This window comes from Microbacterium sp. bgisy207 (assembly GCF_965345035.1).
Lineage (GTDB): Bacteria > Actinomycetota > Actinomycetes > Actinomycetales > Microbacteriaceae > Microbacterium.
Genome location: NZ_CBDRMG010000001.1, coordinates 41,394 through 55,256 on the forward strand (window position 1 = coordinate 41,394; position 13,863 = coordinate 55,256).

Consider the following 13,863-nt stretch of genomic DNA (forward strand, 5'->3'; position numbering starts at 1 on the left):
CCAGGTTATCCGCACCGGACCCGTATAATCGGCATCACGTACCACGGGAGTCCGGTGTTCCGGGCTGAGAGGAAGCGAATCCACGCTTCGACCGTCGAACCTGATCTGGGTCATGCCAGCGCAGGAAGGAGAACAATGTCTGTTTCGTCGTCCCCCGCAACCACCAAGGCTCCGCGCAGCTTCCGTTGGCGGATCGTCGACATCGTCGTCGCCAGCGTCATCGGTGTCGCTTCCGGTCTGATCTTCCTGGCGTGGAATGTCGGCTATGTCGGACCGAGCACGCTGCTCGAACCGCTCCTGCCCGGGCTGCAGGGCCTGCTGGACGGACCGTGGCTGTTCGCCGGAGTCCTCGGGGCTCTCGTGATCCGAAAGCCCGGCGCCGCGATCTACACCGAACTGCTCGCCGCCGTCGTCTCGGCGCTCGTGGGCAACCAATGGGGAGGATTCCTGACCCTGGAAGCCGGCTTCGTTCAGGGGCTCGGCGCTGAGATCGTCTTCCTGATCTTCGCCTATCGGGTGTGGTCACTCCCGGTCGCGATCCTCGCGGGAGCCGGGGCGGCTCTTGCGGGCGGGATCAACAACCTGATCCTCTGGTTCGCCGGAGCCGACGTGACCTTCACGATCATCTACCTGATCAGCACCGTCATCTCCGGTGCCGTGATCGCCGGACTGCTGTCGTGGCTGCTGGTGCGAGCGCTCGCCGCGACGGGTGCCCTGGATGCGTTCCCCGCCGGGCGCGAGGTCCGGCAGCGCGTCTGACGTGACGTCGCAGCCTCCTCTCACCTCACCCGTCGCCGTTCACCTCTCCGGCTGGGGGTGGCGTCACGGAAGTCGACGCGCATGGGCTCTGCGCGATCTCGACCTGCGCATCGAACCCGGTGAACGCGTGCTGCTGCTCGGGGCGTCGGGGTCGGGAAAGTCCACGCTCGCACGAGGCATGGCCGGCGTGCTCGGCGGCGACGAGGGCGAGAGCGCAGGCTCGCTTCGGCTGGATGGCGCGCTGCCGACAGCCGCGCGCGGCCGCGCGGGCCTGGTGCTGCAGGACCCGGACTCACAGGTCGTGCTGGCCCGCGTCGGCGACGAGGTCGCCTTCGGTTGTGAGAACCTCGGTGTGCCTCGCGACGAGATCTGGGGGCGGGTGCGTGAAGCCCTCGAACTCGTCGGGCTGGATGTGCCGCTGACCCACTCCACGAGCGCGCTCTCAGGTGGGCAGAAGCAACGGCTCGCGCTCGCCGCGATCGTGGCGATGCGGCCGGGCCTGATCATCCTCGACGAACCGACCGCGAACCTCGACCCCGACGGTGTCTCGCAGGTGCGTGACGCCGTGGCCCGCGTCGTGAGCGCCACCGGTGCGACGCTCGTGGTCGTCGAGCACCGGGTGGCGGCCTGGGTGCCGCTGGCCGATCGGGTCATCGTGCTCGCCGAGGGTCGGGTCGTTGCCGATGGAGCTCCCGATGCGGTGCTGGAGGGCCGCGGCGACGAGCTCGCCGCGGCGGGCGTGTGGGTGCCGGGACACCGCCCCGCGTGGCCGCCGCGAGCTGCGCGAGCCCCCGGCGACGTGCTCATATCGGCGAGGGACCTCGCTGTCCAGCGCCGGCCCGGCCAGGTCGTCGCCGAGGTGACCGGGCTCGAGGTCCGGGCGGGGGCGGCCACCGCGATCACGGGGCCCAACGGCGCCGGCAAATCGACGTTGGGCCTCACGCTCGCGGGGCTGATTCCGCCGGCCCGGGGCACCGTGACCGCGTCCCCGGAGCTTGCGGCCGGCGAGCGGGGGCATCCCCATGAGTGGGCCTCCCGTGCTCTGCTGACGCGCCTGGGCATGGTGTTCCAGGACCCGGAGCACCAGCTGCTCGCGGGCACGGTGCGCGCAGAACTCGAGGTGGGACCGCGTGCCCTGGGTATCTCGGACTCCGAGATCGCGGCCCGCGTCGACGAGCTGCTGCATCGGCTGCGACTGGATCGCCTGGCCGACGCCAACCCGTACACGTTGTCGGGAGGCGAGAAGCGACGGCTCACCGTGGCGGCGGCGCTGGCTACCCGACCGAGAGTCCTCGTCCTGGACGAGCCGACCTTCGGGCAGGACGCGCGCACGTGGGCGGAGCTTGTCGCGCTGCTGGCGCGGGTGCGTGACGAGGGCTCCGCGGTCGTTGCCATCACGCACGACCTCGACGTCGCGACGGCGCTGGATGCGGAGCGCATCGTGCTGGGCGTAACGCCATGATCGGCATCCAGACCGCGGCGCCCTCGCGGATGGCGCGACGCAATCCCGTCGCGAAGCTGCTCGCGATCATGGCGCTCACCATCCCCCTCGTGCTGACGCTCGATGCCGTGTCGGCGGGTGTGGCTCTCGCGATCGAACTCGCCCTGTTCCCCGGTGCCGGGCTCGGGTGGCGCCAGTTCTGGCGACGCACGTGGATCGTGTGGCTGCTGGCCCCGCTGACGGGGCTCACCATCGCCCTCTACGGGCAGGAGAGCGGGCAGGTGTACGCGGAGTGGTTCGTCGTGCGCATCAGCGAGGGCTCGCTCGAGCTCGCCGTCGCCACGACGCTGCGCGTGCTTGCCATCGCGCTGCCCTCTGTCGTCTTGTTCGCCACTGTCGATCCGACGGACCTGGCAGACGGGCTCGCGCAGGTGCTGCGGGTACCCTCGCGCTTCGTTCTCGGCGCGCTCGCCGGGCTGCGGATGATCGGGCTGTTCATGGACGATTGGCGCGCCCTCGAACTCGCGCGCAGATCCCGTGGCGTCGCAGACCGAGGGCGCATCCGGCGATTCCTCGGGATGGCCTTTGCGCTGCTGGTCCTCTCCATCCGGCGCGGCACGAAGCTCGCGGTCGCGATGGAGGCGCGGGGCTTCGGGGCGCCGGTCGCGCGCACCTGGGCGCGGGAATCCCGGTTCGGCGGCGCCGACTGGATGCTGGTCCTGCTCGGTGCAGCCGTCGCGGCGGTGGCTGTGGGTGCAGCCGTCGTCACCGGCAGCTGGAACTTCATCCTCGGCCCGCGCTGAGGGGCGGGTCCGCCGCGTAGGGTGGGCGCGGGGAGGATCTGCTCGAAGGAGAGACGGATGAGAATCAGCGCAGCGGCGGCCCTTGTCACCGGTGGTGCGAGCGGCCTGGGTGCGGCGACGGCCGAGCGGCTCGCCGACGGCGGAGCGCTCGTCACGATTGTCGACCTGCCCGGTTCGCCCGGCGCGGACGTCGCGGCGCGTGTGGGGGGCACCTTCGTTCCGGCGGATGTCACTGACGCGCGACAGGTGCGAGACGCCGTGGCGACGGCCGCGGCGTCCGGTCCGCTGCGGGTCGTGGTGAACTGTGCGGGAATCGGTACCCCGGCCAAGGTGCTGGACCGGGACGGTGAGCCGGCGTCGATCGACCTCTTCGAGAGGATCGTGCGCGTGAATCTCGTCGGCACGTACACCGTCGTCGCCCATGCTGCCGCCGCGATGGCGCGAACCGATCCGGATGCCGAGTCCGGCGATCGGGGCGTGATCGTCAACACCGCCAGTGTCGCCGCCTTCGATGGTCAGATCGGGCAGCCGGGGTACGCCGCGAGCAAGGGCGGCGTGCACGCCATGACGCTCCCGATCGCGCGGGAGCTGGCCCGTCACGCCATCCGTGTCGCGACGATCGCGCCAGGCATCATGGAGACGCCCATGCTCGCGGGGTTGCCGCAGGCGGCACAGGATTCCCTCGGGCAGCAGGTCCCCTATCCGGCTCGTCTAGGGCGGCCCGAGGAGTACGCCGCACTCGTGATGGCCATCGTCGAAAACGGCTACCTCAACGGCGAGACCATTCGGCTCGACGGCGCGATCCGCATGGCACCGCGCTGAGCAGGCGGAGCGTCCGCGCCGAGCAGGACTAGCTCCGGTGTCTGCGTTCGCGGCGGCGTGAGTAGGCGGCGGCGCTGCGGCTGGAAAGAGCCAGAAGGATCAGCACATCGAGGCCGACCGCGAGGAGCGATGTCTGGAGGGTGATCTCCTGCTCGCGAAGGAACCAGGTCGTGAACGCCGTGGAGATCGAGATGACGGCGAAGACCATGACGGTCAGACGCGCCCAGTTGCGACCCCACCACAGTGAGAGCAGCACGCCCAGCTGCACGGCAAGGCTCACCGCCATCAGGGCCACGACGAGCCAGAGGGCGAACTGCTCTTCCTCAGCCGTGAGCATGTCGTCGCCCAGCGCGAGCTCGGCACTGTCCATGAGGTCCGGCCACTCAAGCCACAGCCCCGCGATCATGATCACGCCCGCGAGGACTCGCAGCAGGAGCAGCAAGGTTCCCGTCGTGATCGTGGCGGGTCGGCGCATGTGAGGGTCCCGGTTCAGGGGAGCGAACAGCGACGTCGGCGGTTCGAACGCCGCGCGCTTTCGCGGCGCGACCGGAGGCGCCTCGGTGGCCGTCGCCGCCGCGCTTGCTGCAACACGGCGCACCGCGGGCTCCGCACGGCGGTCCTCTACCGTGACTGCCCCGTCGGTCACCGCCATCGCCGCGGCAGGTCGGAGGTCGAGGATGGGGAGGTCTCCGTCGGTGCGGATCGAGTCGCCGCCGCCGTTGCGGGAGTGGTAGCTCGTCGAGAAGTCCTCGATGACCTCGACACGGATCGTCGGATCGGCGGCCAGGAGCGAACTGACGATGTGATCGCGTTCCACGTCGGTGTCTGCGTCGATGCGATGGGTGACCTGGAGCGTGAACAGCGAGAGCCCGACGGCGCTGTCGAAGGTGCCGGCCGCGAGCCACTCCACGCGGCGACCTCCGGGGAGCGGCCAGTCGTCAGGGCAGCGCCAGAACCGGACATGGTGGCGCTGCGCGGGGTTTCCGGCGACTTCCTGCTGGTACGCGAAGTCCTGCATCCGTCCGAACAGGAACAGCGGACTGACAGGTGCTTCGTGGTAGCTGCGGCGGCGCAGGGTCGAGGTCACGATCCGGATGGACGAGCGCAGCGTCACGGGGTCGGCCAGAGTCCAGCCCGCTTTTCGCATCGCCTCATGGATGGCGGCCTCATCGCCCATGAACGCGAGGTTGACCGGATCTCCGAGGAGACCGTCGCTGGTGCGCGTGCGCCCGATGAAGTAGCCGGGCACATAGATCGTCGTGAGGATGCGGTGGATGCGCGGCAGAACGAGATAGGCCAGCAGCACCCAGAACACGATCGCGCCGAGCAGTCCCCACCAGCCGACGCGGAAAGACTCGGTGAAGCTCAGATACGCCAGCCAGAGCGCCGCGATGCCGGCGAAGACGAAGAAGAACCAGTCCAGCGCCACTCCGATCGAGTAGCTGCGGCGCCGTTCGTCCGTCACGCCGCCACCCTACAACCGCCGGTCGAGCCGATGAGCGCGCCGCCGCGGTCGACATCCGACCGTGAGACTCCGTGTCGCCGGCGTTGGGACTGCGGATCCCGGCTCAGATCACGCAGAGTAGAGTGACGGGAGGTTTCGAAGGGGAACGCCGTCAGGCCGCACCCTCGTGTGGAGCAAGGAGGCCGAGATGAGCGAGTCCATCCTGGTCGAGGTCGAGGACGGCCTCGCGCACGTGACGCTGAACCGTCCGGCACGCTTGAACGCCGTCGACTTCGAGATGGGGCAGCGGTGGCGGGATATCGCCGTGCAACTGGCTGGTGACCCGACCGTGACGGCGATCCTGCTCGATGCCGCCGGACCCGCGTTCTGCGCCGGCGGCGATGTCGTCGCGATGTCGGAGGCCGACCCCGGTGATGGCTCGGCAGGTGACGCGGTGACCGCGATGGCCCGGACCATCCACGAGGGGATCCTCACCCTGGTGTGCTCGTCCACGCCCATCGTCGCGGCGGTGCAGGGCGCGGTAGCCGGAGGCGGGCTCGGGATCATGCTCTGCGCGGACTACATCGTCGCGTCTGACGCCGCGCGCTTCGTCAGCAAGTACGCCAACATCGGTCTCACGCCCGATCTCGGGGTCTCGACGCTGCTTCCCGCGGCGGTTGGCCAGCGCCGGGCGCTGACCCTGCTCCTGCAGGACCGCAGCCTCTCGGCGGACGAGGCGCTCGACTGGGGCCTCGTGAACGAGGTGGTTCCCGCCGCGGATGTGGCAGCCCGCGCCCGAGGTGTCGCCGAGTTCTGGCAGTCCGGGGCCGTTGCCGCGTTCGGAGAGGCGAAGCGGCTCGTGCGTCTGGGACCAGGCCGCGCGTTCGCGCAGAACCTCGAAGACGAGGCGCACACGATCGGCGAGCAGTTCGCGACGCACGAGGCACGCACTCGCATCGCCGCGTTCGTGGCGGCATCCCGCAGCCCGAAGCACGGTGCCGGCTCCCGAAAGGACGCAGAATGACCGAGAAGAAGCTCGCCGGAAAGACCGTCCTCCTGTCGGGTGGGAGCCGGGGGATCGGGCTCGCCATCGCCTTGCGCTGCGCCGCAGACGGGGCGAACGTCGCGATCCTCGCGAAGACCGACGCGCCGCACCCCAAGCTCGAGGGGACTGTGCACACGGCAGCGGAGGCGATTGAGGCTGCCGGCGGGCGGGCGCTTCCCCTCGTCGGAGACGTGCGCAACGACGACGACATCACCGAGGCCGTGCTGAAGACCCAGGGCGAGTTCGGCGGCATCGACGTCGTGGTCAACAACGCGAGCGTGATCGACCTGTCGGGATCGGTGGATCTTTCCGCCAAGAAGTACGACCTCATGCAGGACGTCAATACGCGCGGCACCTTCATGCTCTCGCGTGCGGCAGTTCCGATTCTGCGTGAGGCGCACAACCCTCACATCCTGTCGTTGTCCCCGCCGCTGAACCTGTCGCCGCGGTGGCTGGGTGGTCACACGGGCTACACGCTCGCGAAGTATGGGATGACGATGGCGACGCTCGGCATCGGAGCCGAGTTCGCCCGGGACGGGATCGCCGCGAACACGCTGTGGCCGCGCACGACGATCGCCACGGCTGCTGTGCAGTTCGCGCTCGGCGGTGACCAGATGATGAAGGCCAGTCGCACTCCGCAGATCTATGCGGATGCCGCCTACGAGGTGATCACGAAGCCCTCGCGGGAGTACACGGGCCAGACGCTGATCGTCGAGGATGTCCTGGAACAGGCCGGTGTCACAGACTTCTCTCGTTACGCGGCAGTTCCCGGAACCCCCGACGATCAGCTGTTCCCCGACATCTTTCTCGACTGATCGCCGACGTGGCAGTGACCGGTGTCAGTGTGTACTTCCGGTCAGCAGCAGGATGCCGCCCAGCACGATCATGAGCGAGCCGCCGACCGCCGAAAGTGTCGCCATGCGCCGCGGTGAGCGGCCGAACCACGCGCGGGCAGCGGCGGCGATCAGTGCCCAGGCGCCGTCGGAGACCAGCGCGATCGCGAAGAAGATGAGGCCGAGCTCGATCATCTGCAACGGCACGGCACCCGCGCCGACGTCGACGAACTGGGGGAGTACGGCGACGAAGAACGCGATCGTCTTCGGGTTGGTGACTCCGACGACGAAGCCCTCGGCCAGTTGGCGCCAGGGGGAGCTGGCCGCGGCGCCCTCGAGCGCGAGAGCCGCCGCCCGGCCCCGATGCCGGATCGCCTGGATCCCGAGGAAGACGAGGTAACCCGCCCCCGCGATCTTCACGATCGTGAACAGCACGACCGACTGGGCGATGAAGCCCCCGACGCCGATCGCGACGAGCGCGACGATCGGCAGCAGGCCGAGAGCGTTTCCCAGCACGCTGAGCAATCCGCCCATGCGTCCCAGCGCGAGACTGCGGCCGATCGTGAAGAGCACGCTGGGCCCTGGGATGACGATGAGAACGAGCGCCGCGAGGGTGAAAGCGAGCAGGTTCTCGAGGGGGACCACCACCACACGATAGTCGCCGGCGTCCCACGGATGACGACTCGGTCAGCGAAGCGGTTTGCGCAAGAACACTTGCTCGATGCCGCCATCGCCGGGTACGCGCTCGCTCTCGGCGTATCCCTGTCGCTGGTACAGGCGCAGGTTCGCCTCCGACAACGAACCGGTGAACAACTCGGCGACGGTGGCTCCCGCATCCATGCCCCGTCGTTCGACGGCATCCAGCAGCGCCGTGCCGATCCCCCCGCCCTGCTGGTCGGGAGCGATCGCGAGCCTGCCGATGAGCAGGAGCGATCCGTCCTGCCGAGCGCGCACGGCACCGACGATGCGGGATCCGCGCAGCGCGACGCAGCCGAGATTCTCTCCCAGCTCGGCCGTGATCTCGTCGAGGGTCTGCGTCAGCGGTGGCATGTGGGGAGTGCCGTAGATGAGCGCCTCCTGCACGAAAGCCGCGCGCTGAAGGGTGAGAACCTCGCCCGCGTCGTCGGGTGCGATCGGGCGGATGTCGAGGTCGTCGCGGGGCACGAGTTCACGGTAGCGGCCGGGGGTCGAGGGTGGGCAAGGGGTTGACGCTGCGCGCGAGACAGACCCGGGCCCGGGGGCGTCGGCTGTCAGCTCGCCTACTCTGGAGGCATGGCTCGCGCACTTCCTCCCACCTCATCCGGTGCGCCGCACGTGCGCCCGAAGACAGCGCCCGCGGATCCCGGTGCCCCGCGGGTGCGCCCGAAGACAGCGCCCGCGGCCTCCGGCGTACCGCAGGTGCGCCCGAAGACAGAAGGATGGCAGCAGAAGAAGGATGCCGAGGGCCGCCCGCTCCTGCAGTTCGCGAGCCCCAAGCGCGGCAAGCCTCCCGTGCACCTTGCCGACCTCACTCCCGAGCAGCGCGTCGAGAAGGCGAAGGAGCTCGGCCTGCCGGGCTTTCGCGCGGGGCAGATCGAGCGCCACTACTTCACCCGATGGACGAGCGACCCCGCCGAGATGACCGATCTGCCGGCGGCAGGTCGAGACGAGCTCGTCTCGGGGCTGCTGCCGCCCCTGCTGACCGAAGTGCGGCGCCTGGACACCGACAAGGGGGACACGATCAAGTTCCTCTGGAAGCTGCACGACGGTGCGCTCGTGGAGTCCGTGCTGATGCGATACCCGGGCCGCATCACGCTCTGCGTGTCCAGCCAGGCAGGATGCGGTATGAATTGCCCGTTCTGCGCCACCGGCCAGGCGGGACTGACCCGCAACATGTCGGCGGCCGAGATCGTGGATCAGGTCGTGCGCGCCAACCAGGTCATCGCCCGCGGTGAACTGGGCGGCAAGCGACGCACCGATCTCTCTCTGGAGCGCGTGTCGAACATCGTCTTCATGGGGATGGGTGAGCCCCTCGCCAACTACGCGCGCGTCATGCAGGCGGTGCGGGTGATGACGGACAAGAAGCACGGCATGGGAATGAGTGCCCGGGGCATCACCGTGTCCACGGTCGGCCTCGTCCCCGCCATCACCAAGCTCGCGGCAGAGGACATCCCCGTCACCTTCGCTCTTTCGCTGCACGCGCCCGACGATGAACTGCGCGACGAGCTCATCCCCGTGAACTCCCGCTGGAAGGTCGACGAGGCGCTCGACGCGGCGCGGGGCTACTTCGAACGGACCGGGCGCCGGGTCTCGATCGAATACGCCCTCATCAAGGACATGAACGATCACGCGTGGCGGGCGGACCTTCTCGCGCAGAAGCTCAACGAACGCGGACGCGGGTGGGTGCACGTCAACCCGATTCCCCTCAATCCGACGCCCGGTTCGATCTGGACGGCATCCGAGGTGGCTGTGCAGAACGAGTTCGTCCGCCGCCTGAACGCGGCAGGCATTCCCACCACCCTCCGCGATACCCGCGGCAGTGAGATCGACGGTGCCTGCGGTCAGCTGGTCGCGACCGAGGACGACGAGGCAGCCGCCGCGCAGGCGTAGACCGGTCAGGATCCGGGGTACGCGTCCACCGCGTCGGCGCGGGGGAGCACAGCTGTGCGCGATGGCGCATCGAACACGCGGACGAGCCGGTCGTGCCCGAATGCCGGCCACCCGGGGTTCCCGTCGCGGATCATGCGCATCCACGCATCGTGCATGTCGTCGGCGAGCGACTGCGGAGCCGCCTCGCCGGCGAGCGCTTGACTGTCGTCACCGTCGAGGCCGTCGAACACGAAGCCGAGTTCGACGGCGTGCGCGGCGCGGAGGTCTCGCACGGGGCTCGACCATGCGAACTCGTACACGAATGTGGGCGCGCTGCGGCGAGATGCCGCCTGCACCATCGGCACGCGCAGCATGGCGTCGGTGAGGGCCTGGCCCAGCCGCTCGCCCTCGTTCTGGTCCGGAAAGAGGCGCCGGTAGGCGCGGGCAGCTGCGCGGGGCACCCGCAGGGCGAGGCGGGCGAGCCGGGCCTGCCAGGTCGTGATCGTCGCGAGGGAGGCGGGACTGAACCACAGGCGGTACTCGTCGGTGTTGGTTCCGATCACCAGCGGCACGTCGACGGACGTCAGCGCATCGCGCGGCGCTCGGGGAAGGCTCGCGTCATCTCGCGCGAGGACGAATCCCGGGGCGCCCCGCAGCGGCGAGCTCCCCGCAGCCTGCGCTGCGCGGGCGGCGAGGAGCTCGGCGGGCGGTACTGCCGCGAACGCGTCACGGGTGGCGGAGATACCGAGTCGCTTCGCGATCGCCCGGGTGACGCGCCCGGCGCGCTCGGGCTCAGCGGCGGTGAGGGGACCGGACTGGACGATCCCCCCGGCGATGAGTGGCCGGGTGTCGTCGCGACACAGGAGCGCGGCGGCCAGTGCTCCACCCGCGGACTCGCCCATCACGGTGATGCGGTCAGGATCGCCCCCGAACGCGGCGATCTCGGCGTGCGTCCACCGCAGGGCGGCTGCCACATCCTCCAGGCCGAGATTTCGGGGGGCATCCTCGAGCACGGAGAATCCCTCGGAGCCGAGCCGGTAGTTGACCGACACGAACACGACGTCGTCACGGGCGAAGGTCGTGCCGTCGTATCCTTCGAGCGCGGATCCGCCGCGCTCGAAGGCGCCGCCGTGGATCCACACGACCACGGGGAGTGCGCGGGCATCCTCTGGCGACCACACGTTGAGGGTCAGGATGTCCTGGGCGCGGCCATCGGCGACAAGACTCGGGAGGAGCTCGCCGATCGGCCCGCGATAGGGATCCTGCGGTGCGGGCGGGCCGAACGTCTCTGCGTCGCGGACCCCCTCCCAGGCGGTCACGGGCTGCGGCAGGTGGAACCGGCGCGGACCGAAGGGCGGCTGGGCGTACGGCACCCCGGCGAAGCGACGGATGCCGTCCGTCGTCGTACCGCGCAGCCTGCCCGTGCCGACCGTGACCTCGCATGCCTCCGTGCCCACGGGAATCAGCCTACGGCGAGAGCCTCGACATGGATCTGCGCGCCCGTGCCACGCGACGGGAGCTAGCGTGGAGCAATGGTCAACTATCGCTACCTCGGCAACAGCGGCTTCAAGGTCACGGAGATCACCTACGGAAACTGGATCACCCACGGGTCCCAGGTCGAGAACGACGCCGCGATCGCCACCGTCCACCGCGCACTGGATCTCGGCATCACGAGCTTCGACACCGCAGACGTGTACGCCAACACGGTCGCCGAAGAGGTCCTGGGCGAGGCGCTGAAGGGTCAGCGTCGGGAGTCCCTGGAGATCTTCACGAAGGTGTACTGGCCCATCGGGCCCGCCGGCGCCAACGACTCCGGGCTCTCGCGCAAGCACATCATGGACGGCATCAACGGGTCGCTCCGCCGACTCGGTACCGACTACGTCGACCTCTACCAAGCCCACCGGTACGACTACGAGACGCCGTTGGAGGAGACGATGCAGGCCTTCGCCGACGTCGTACGCCACGGCAAGGCGCTCTACATCGGCGTCAGCGAGTGGACGGCCGAGCAGTTGCGCGCCGGGCACGAGCTGGCCACCGAGCTGGGCATCCAGCTCGTCTCGAACCAGCCGCAGTACTCCGCCCTGTGGCGGGTCATCGAGGGGAAGGTGATCCCGACCTCTCACGAGCTCGGGATTTCGCAGATCGTCTGGTCGCCGATGGCGCAGGGAGTGCTCAGCGGCAAGTACCGTCCCGGCCAGCCGGCGCCTGCCGGTTCCCGGGCGACGGATGAGAAGAGCGGCGCCGGGTTCATCAAGCGCTTCATGACCGATGACGTCCTCGAGGCCGTGCAGAAGCTGCATCCGATCGCCGAGCAGGCCGGGCTCACTCTGCCGCAGCTCGCGATCGCGTGGGTGCTGCAGAACCCCAATGTCTCGGCAGCCCTCGTCGGAGCATCGCGACCGGAGCAGCTCGAGGACACCGTCAAGGCTTCGGGTGTGGTGCTGGATGCCGACACCATGGCAGCCATCGACCAGGCCCTGGGCTCGGTCGCCGTGACCGACCCGGCACTGACCGAGGAGTCCTCGCCGAAGACCCGCTCGTAGTCCCGGCTCAGGGGAAGGCGAGGACCTCGTCACCCCAGCCTGCACGCAGCTCCAGATCGAGGTCGGCGACCACACGGTCCTCGGCCTCGATCACGAGCGTCGCCCGACCGTTCCTGTCGAACGGGGGCCACGCCACGCCGCCGTCGGCGTTCGGAGCCTCCCCTCTGGCGAATGCGGTCCAGCGCTGTTGCATCCGGGCTGAGATCCGTTCGGCCTCGTGGCGACCGCCCAGCCGGAAGGTGAGGTCGTGCGCGCGGCGCCCGAACGTCCCCCACACGTACGGGAGCTCGGTCGCGTGCGTCGCGCCGATCCGCAGGAGGTGCAGCATGGGAGTCGCGTGGTCGAACCGGTACAGCCACACCGGCGCGGCGTCCGAGTGGCCTTCGGCGGCCCACAGGGTCGGCATCCGAAATCCGATGTCGCGCGCGATGCCCAGCCCGACGGCGTGGTGACGAACTCCCTCGTAGGCCGTGAGTACCTGCGCCATCGACGGCAGGTCGACCCCCGGTCGCTCGGTCCCGAGCTCGGCGAGCATCTGCTCGATCTGCTCCTCCCGGATCGGCATGAGGGGCGATTTCATCATCCGGAACAGCGAAGCCTCGTCCTTGTTGGTGCCGATCAGCAGCGGTACCGGCAGCCCGCGACCCTCGGCCAGGACCGTCGCGGGAGCCTCGGGGAGGAGCTCGCCGTCGATGACAGGACCGAACGCGATGGTACCCGGATGCTGCGCGGGCACCTGAGCGAACACCGTCATACCCGCCTCGACGATCGCGTCGGCCGGCAGGGATCGCAGCGTCGCGGCATCCGTTTGCCCCACGGCCGCGAGGAACAGTTCCGTGACGCTCGCGGCCCGCGCCGCGTCGTACACACTCGAGACCGGCGAGGATTCCGCGATCGCCCGCGAGAACAGGCCCTCCGCGCTGGGGACTGCCAGAAGCGTGGTGACCAGTCCCGCGCCGGCGGACTCGCCGAAGACGGTGACCCGCTCCGGGTCGCCTCCGAACGCGGCGATGTTGCGCTGCACCCAGCGCAGCGCGAGCAGCACGTCCTTGAGAGCCAGGTTGCCGTCGAACGGATGGTCCGGGCCGGACACGCTCGACAGGTCGAGGAACCCGAGGGCTCCGATCCGGTAGTTGATCGTCACCACCACGACGCCGTGCGCGGCAAGAGATTCGCCGTCGTAGACGGGCTGGCTGCTGGAGCCGAAGGTATATGCGCCGCCATGCAACCACACCATGACCGGCGCCGGACTGTCGGCATCCGCTGCGCTCCAGATGTTGAGGAACAGGCAGTCCTCCGACATCTGGGGATCGGGTCCGAGATCCATGGCGGGGTTCGCCTTCTGCGGCGCAATCGCGCCGAACCGGGTGGCCTCGACCACCGTGTCGGCGGGCGCTGGTGGGGCAGCGACCGGGTCCCGCCATCGCGCATCGCCCGTGGGGGCCTGCGCGTACCGGATGCCGCGCCAGACCCGCATCCGGTCGTTCAGTGCTTCGCCGGCGAAGCGCCCCGCGGGCGCTGCAGCAACGGTCGTCTCTTCCATCGGTCTCTCCCGGGCCGGTCAGAACCGCCGCGGCGGCACGGCGTCGCGACACAGCGTAGACG

At 69.6% G+C, this 13,863-nt stretch carries 13 protein-coding genes and 1 riboswitch; of the genes, 8 read left to right on the top strand and 5 right to left on the bottom strand.

Going from position 1 to position 13,863, the window contains the following annotated elements; all coding sequences use genetic code 11:
* Positions 1-33 precede the first annotated feature (33 nt).
* A riboswitch (TPP riboswitch) is annotated at positions 34-144 on the top strand.
* From ACSGC5_RS00215 to ACSGC5_RS00230, 4 genes are all read left to right on the top strand, one after another.
* A complete protein-coding gene (locus ACSGC5_RS00215; RefSeq protein WP_434968617.1) occupies positions 136-759 on the top strand; it encodes an ECF transporter S component in 624 nt (207 codons plus the stop codon). Its footprint overlaps the riboswitch before it by 9 nt.
* The gene (locus ACSGC5_RS00220) at positions 719-2,221 is read left to right on the top strand and encodes an ABC transporter ATP-binding protein (RefSeq protein ID WP_434968618.1); all 1,503 of its coding nucleotides are present in this window, start codon (positions 719-721) and stop codon (positions 2,219-2,221) included. Before ACSGC5_RS00215 ends, ACSGC5_RS00220 begins: the two co-directional genes overlap by 41 nt.
* A complete protein-coding gene (locus ACSGC5_RS00225) occupies positions 2,218-3,003 on the top strand; it encodes an energy-coupling factor transporter transmembrane component T family protein (RefSeq protein ID WP_434968619.1) in 786 nt (261 codons plus the stop codon). Before ACSGC5_RS00220 ends, ACSGC5_RS00225 begins: the two co-directional genes overlap by 4 nt.
* 57 nt (positions 3,004-3,060) lie before the next feature.
* Complete coding sequence (locus ACSGC5_RS00230) at positions 3,061-3,825, top strand: SDR family NAD(P)-dependent oxidoreductase (RefSeq protein ID WP_434968620.1); 765 nt, start codon at positions 3,061-3,063, stop codon at positions 3,823-3,825.
* Positions 3,826-3,853: 28 nt separating this feature from the next.
* On the opposite strand, the gene ACSGC5_RS00235 is transcribed toward ACSGC5_RS00230, so the two are convergent.
* Positions 3,854-5,290 carry an LssY C-terminal domain-containing protein gene (locus tag ACSGC5_RS00235; RefSeq protein WP_434968621.1) on the bottom strand — a complete coding sequence of 479 codons (1,437 nt, stop codon included), beginning with the start codon at positions 5,288-5,290 and terminating at the stop codon, positions 3,854-3,856.
* Between the two features lie 187 nt (positions 5,291-5,477).
* On the opposite strand from ACSGC5_RS00235, the gene ACSGC5_RS00240 reads away from it, so the two are divergent.
* Together ACSGC5_RS00240 and ACSGC5_RS00245 are read left to right on the top strand one after the other, a co-directional pair.
* Positions 5,478-6,293 carry an enoyl-CoA hydratase/isomerase family protein gene (locus ACSGC5_RS00240; protein ID WP_434968622.1) on the top strand — a complete coding sequence of 272 codons (816 nt, stop codon included), beginning with the start codon at positions 5,478-5,480 and terminating at the stop codon, positions 6,291-6,293.
* Complete coding sequence (locus ACSGC5_RS00245) at positions 6,290-7,129, top strand: SDR family oxidoreductase (protein WP_434968623.1); 840 nt, start codon at positions 6,290-6,292, stop codon at positions 7,127-7,129. Before ACSGC5_RS00240 ends, ACSGC5_RS00245 begins: the two co-directional genes overlap by 4 nt.
* Positions 7,130-7,153: 24 nt before the next feature.
* On the opposite strand, the gene ACSGC5_RS00250 is transcribed toward ACSGC5_RS00245, so the two are convergent.
* Complete coding sequence (locus ACSGC5_RS00250; protein ID WP_434968624.1) at positions 7,154-7,792, bottom strand: LysE family translocator; 639 nt, start codon at positions 7,790-7,792, stop codon at positions 7,154-7,156.
* A 42-nt stretch (positions 7,793-7,834) separates the two neighbouring features.
* Positions 7,835-8,311 carry a GNAT family N-acetyltransferase gene (locus tag ACSGC5_RS00255; RefSeq protein ID WP_434968625.1) on the bottom strand — a complete coding sequence of 159 codons (477 nt, stop codon included), beginning with the start codon at positions 8,309-8,311 and terminating at the stop codon, positions 7,835-7,837.
* A gap of 108 nt (positions 8,312-8,419) precedes the next feature.
* On the opposite strand from ACSGC5_RS00255, the gene rlmN reads away from it, so the two are divergent.
* Positions 8,420-9,736, top strand: a complete 1,317-nt coding sequence (rlmN, locus tag ACSGC5_RS00260; protein WP_434968626.1) for a 23S rRNA (adenine(2503)-C(2))-methyltransferase RlmN — start codon at positions 8,420-8,422, stop codon at positions 9,734-9,736.
* Positions 9,737-9,741: 5 nt separating this feature from the next.
* Here rlmN and ACSGC5_RS00265 read toward each other — a convergent pair whose 3' ends face one another.
* Positions 9,742-11,172, bottom strand: a complete 1,431-nt coding sequence (locus tag ACSGC5_RS00265) for a carboxylesterase/lipase family protein (RefSeq protein ID WP_434968627.1) — start codon at positions 11,170-11,172, stop codon at positions 9,742-9,744.
* A 75-nt stretch (positions 11,173-11,247) separates the two neighbouring features.
* On the opposite strand from ACSGC5_RS00265, the gene ACSGC5_RS00270 reads away from it, so the two are divergent.
* Positions 11,248-12,258 carry an aldo/keto reductase family protein gene (locus tag ACSGC5_RS00270; RefSeq protein ID WP_434968628.1) on the top strand — a complete coding sequence of 337 codons (1,011 nt, stop codon included), beginning with the start codon at positions 11,248-11,250 and terminating at the stop codon, positions 12,256-12,258.
* A 7-nt stretch (positions 12,259-12,265) separates the two neighbouring features.
* On the opposite strand, the gene ACSGC5_RS00275 is transcribed toward ACSGC5_RS00270, so the two are convergent.
* Positions 12,266-13,801: a carboxylesterase/lipase family protein gene (locus ACSGC5_RS00275; RefSeq protein ID WP_434968629.1), complete on the bottom strand. Its 1,536-nt coding sequence runs from the start codon at positions 13,799-13,801 to the stop codon at positions 12,266-12,268.
* Positions 13,802-13,863 lie beyond the last annotated feature (62 nt).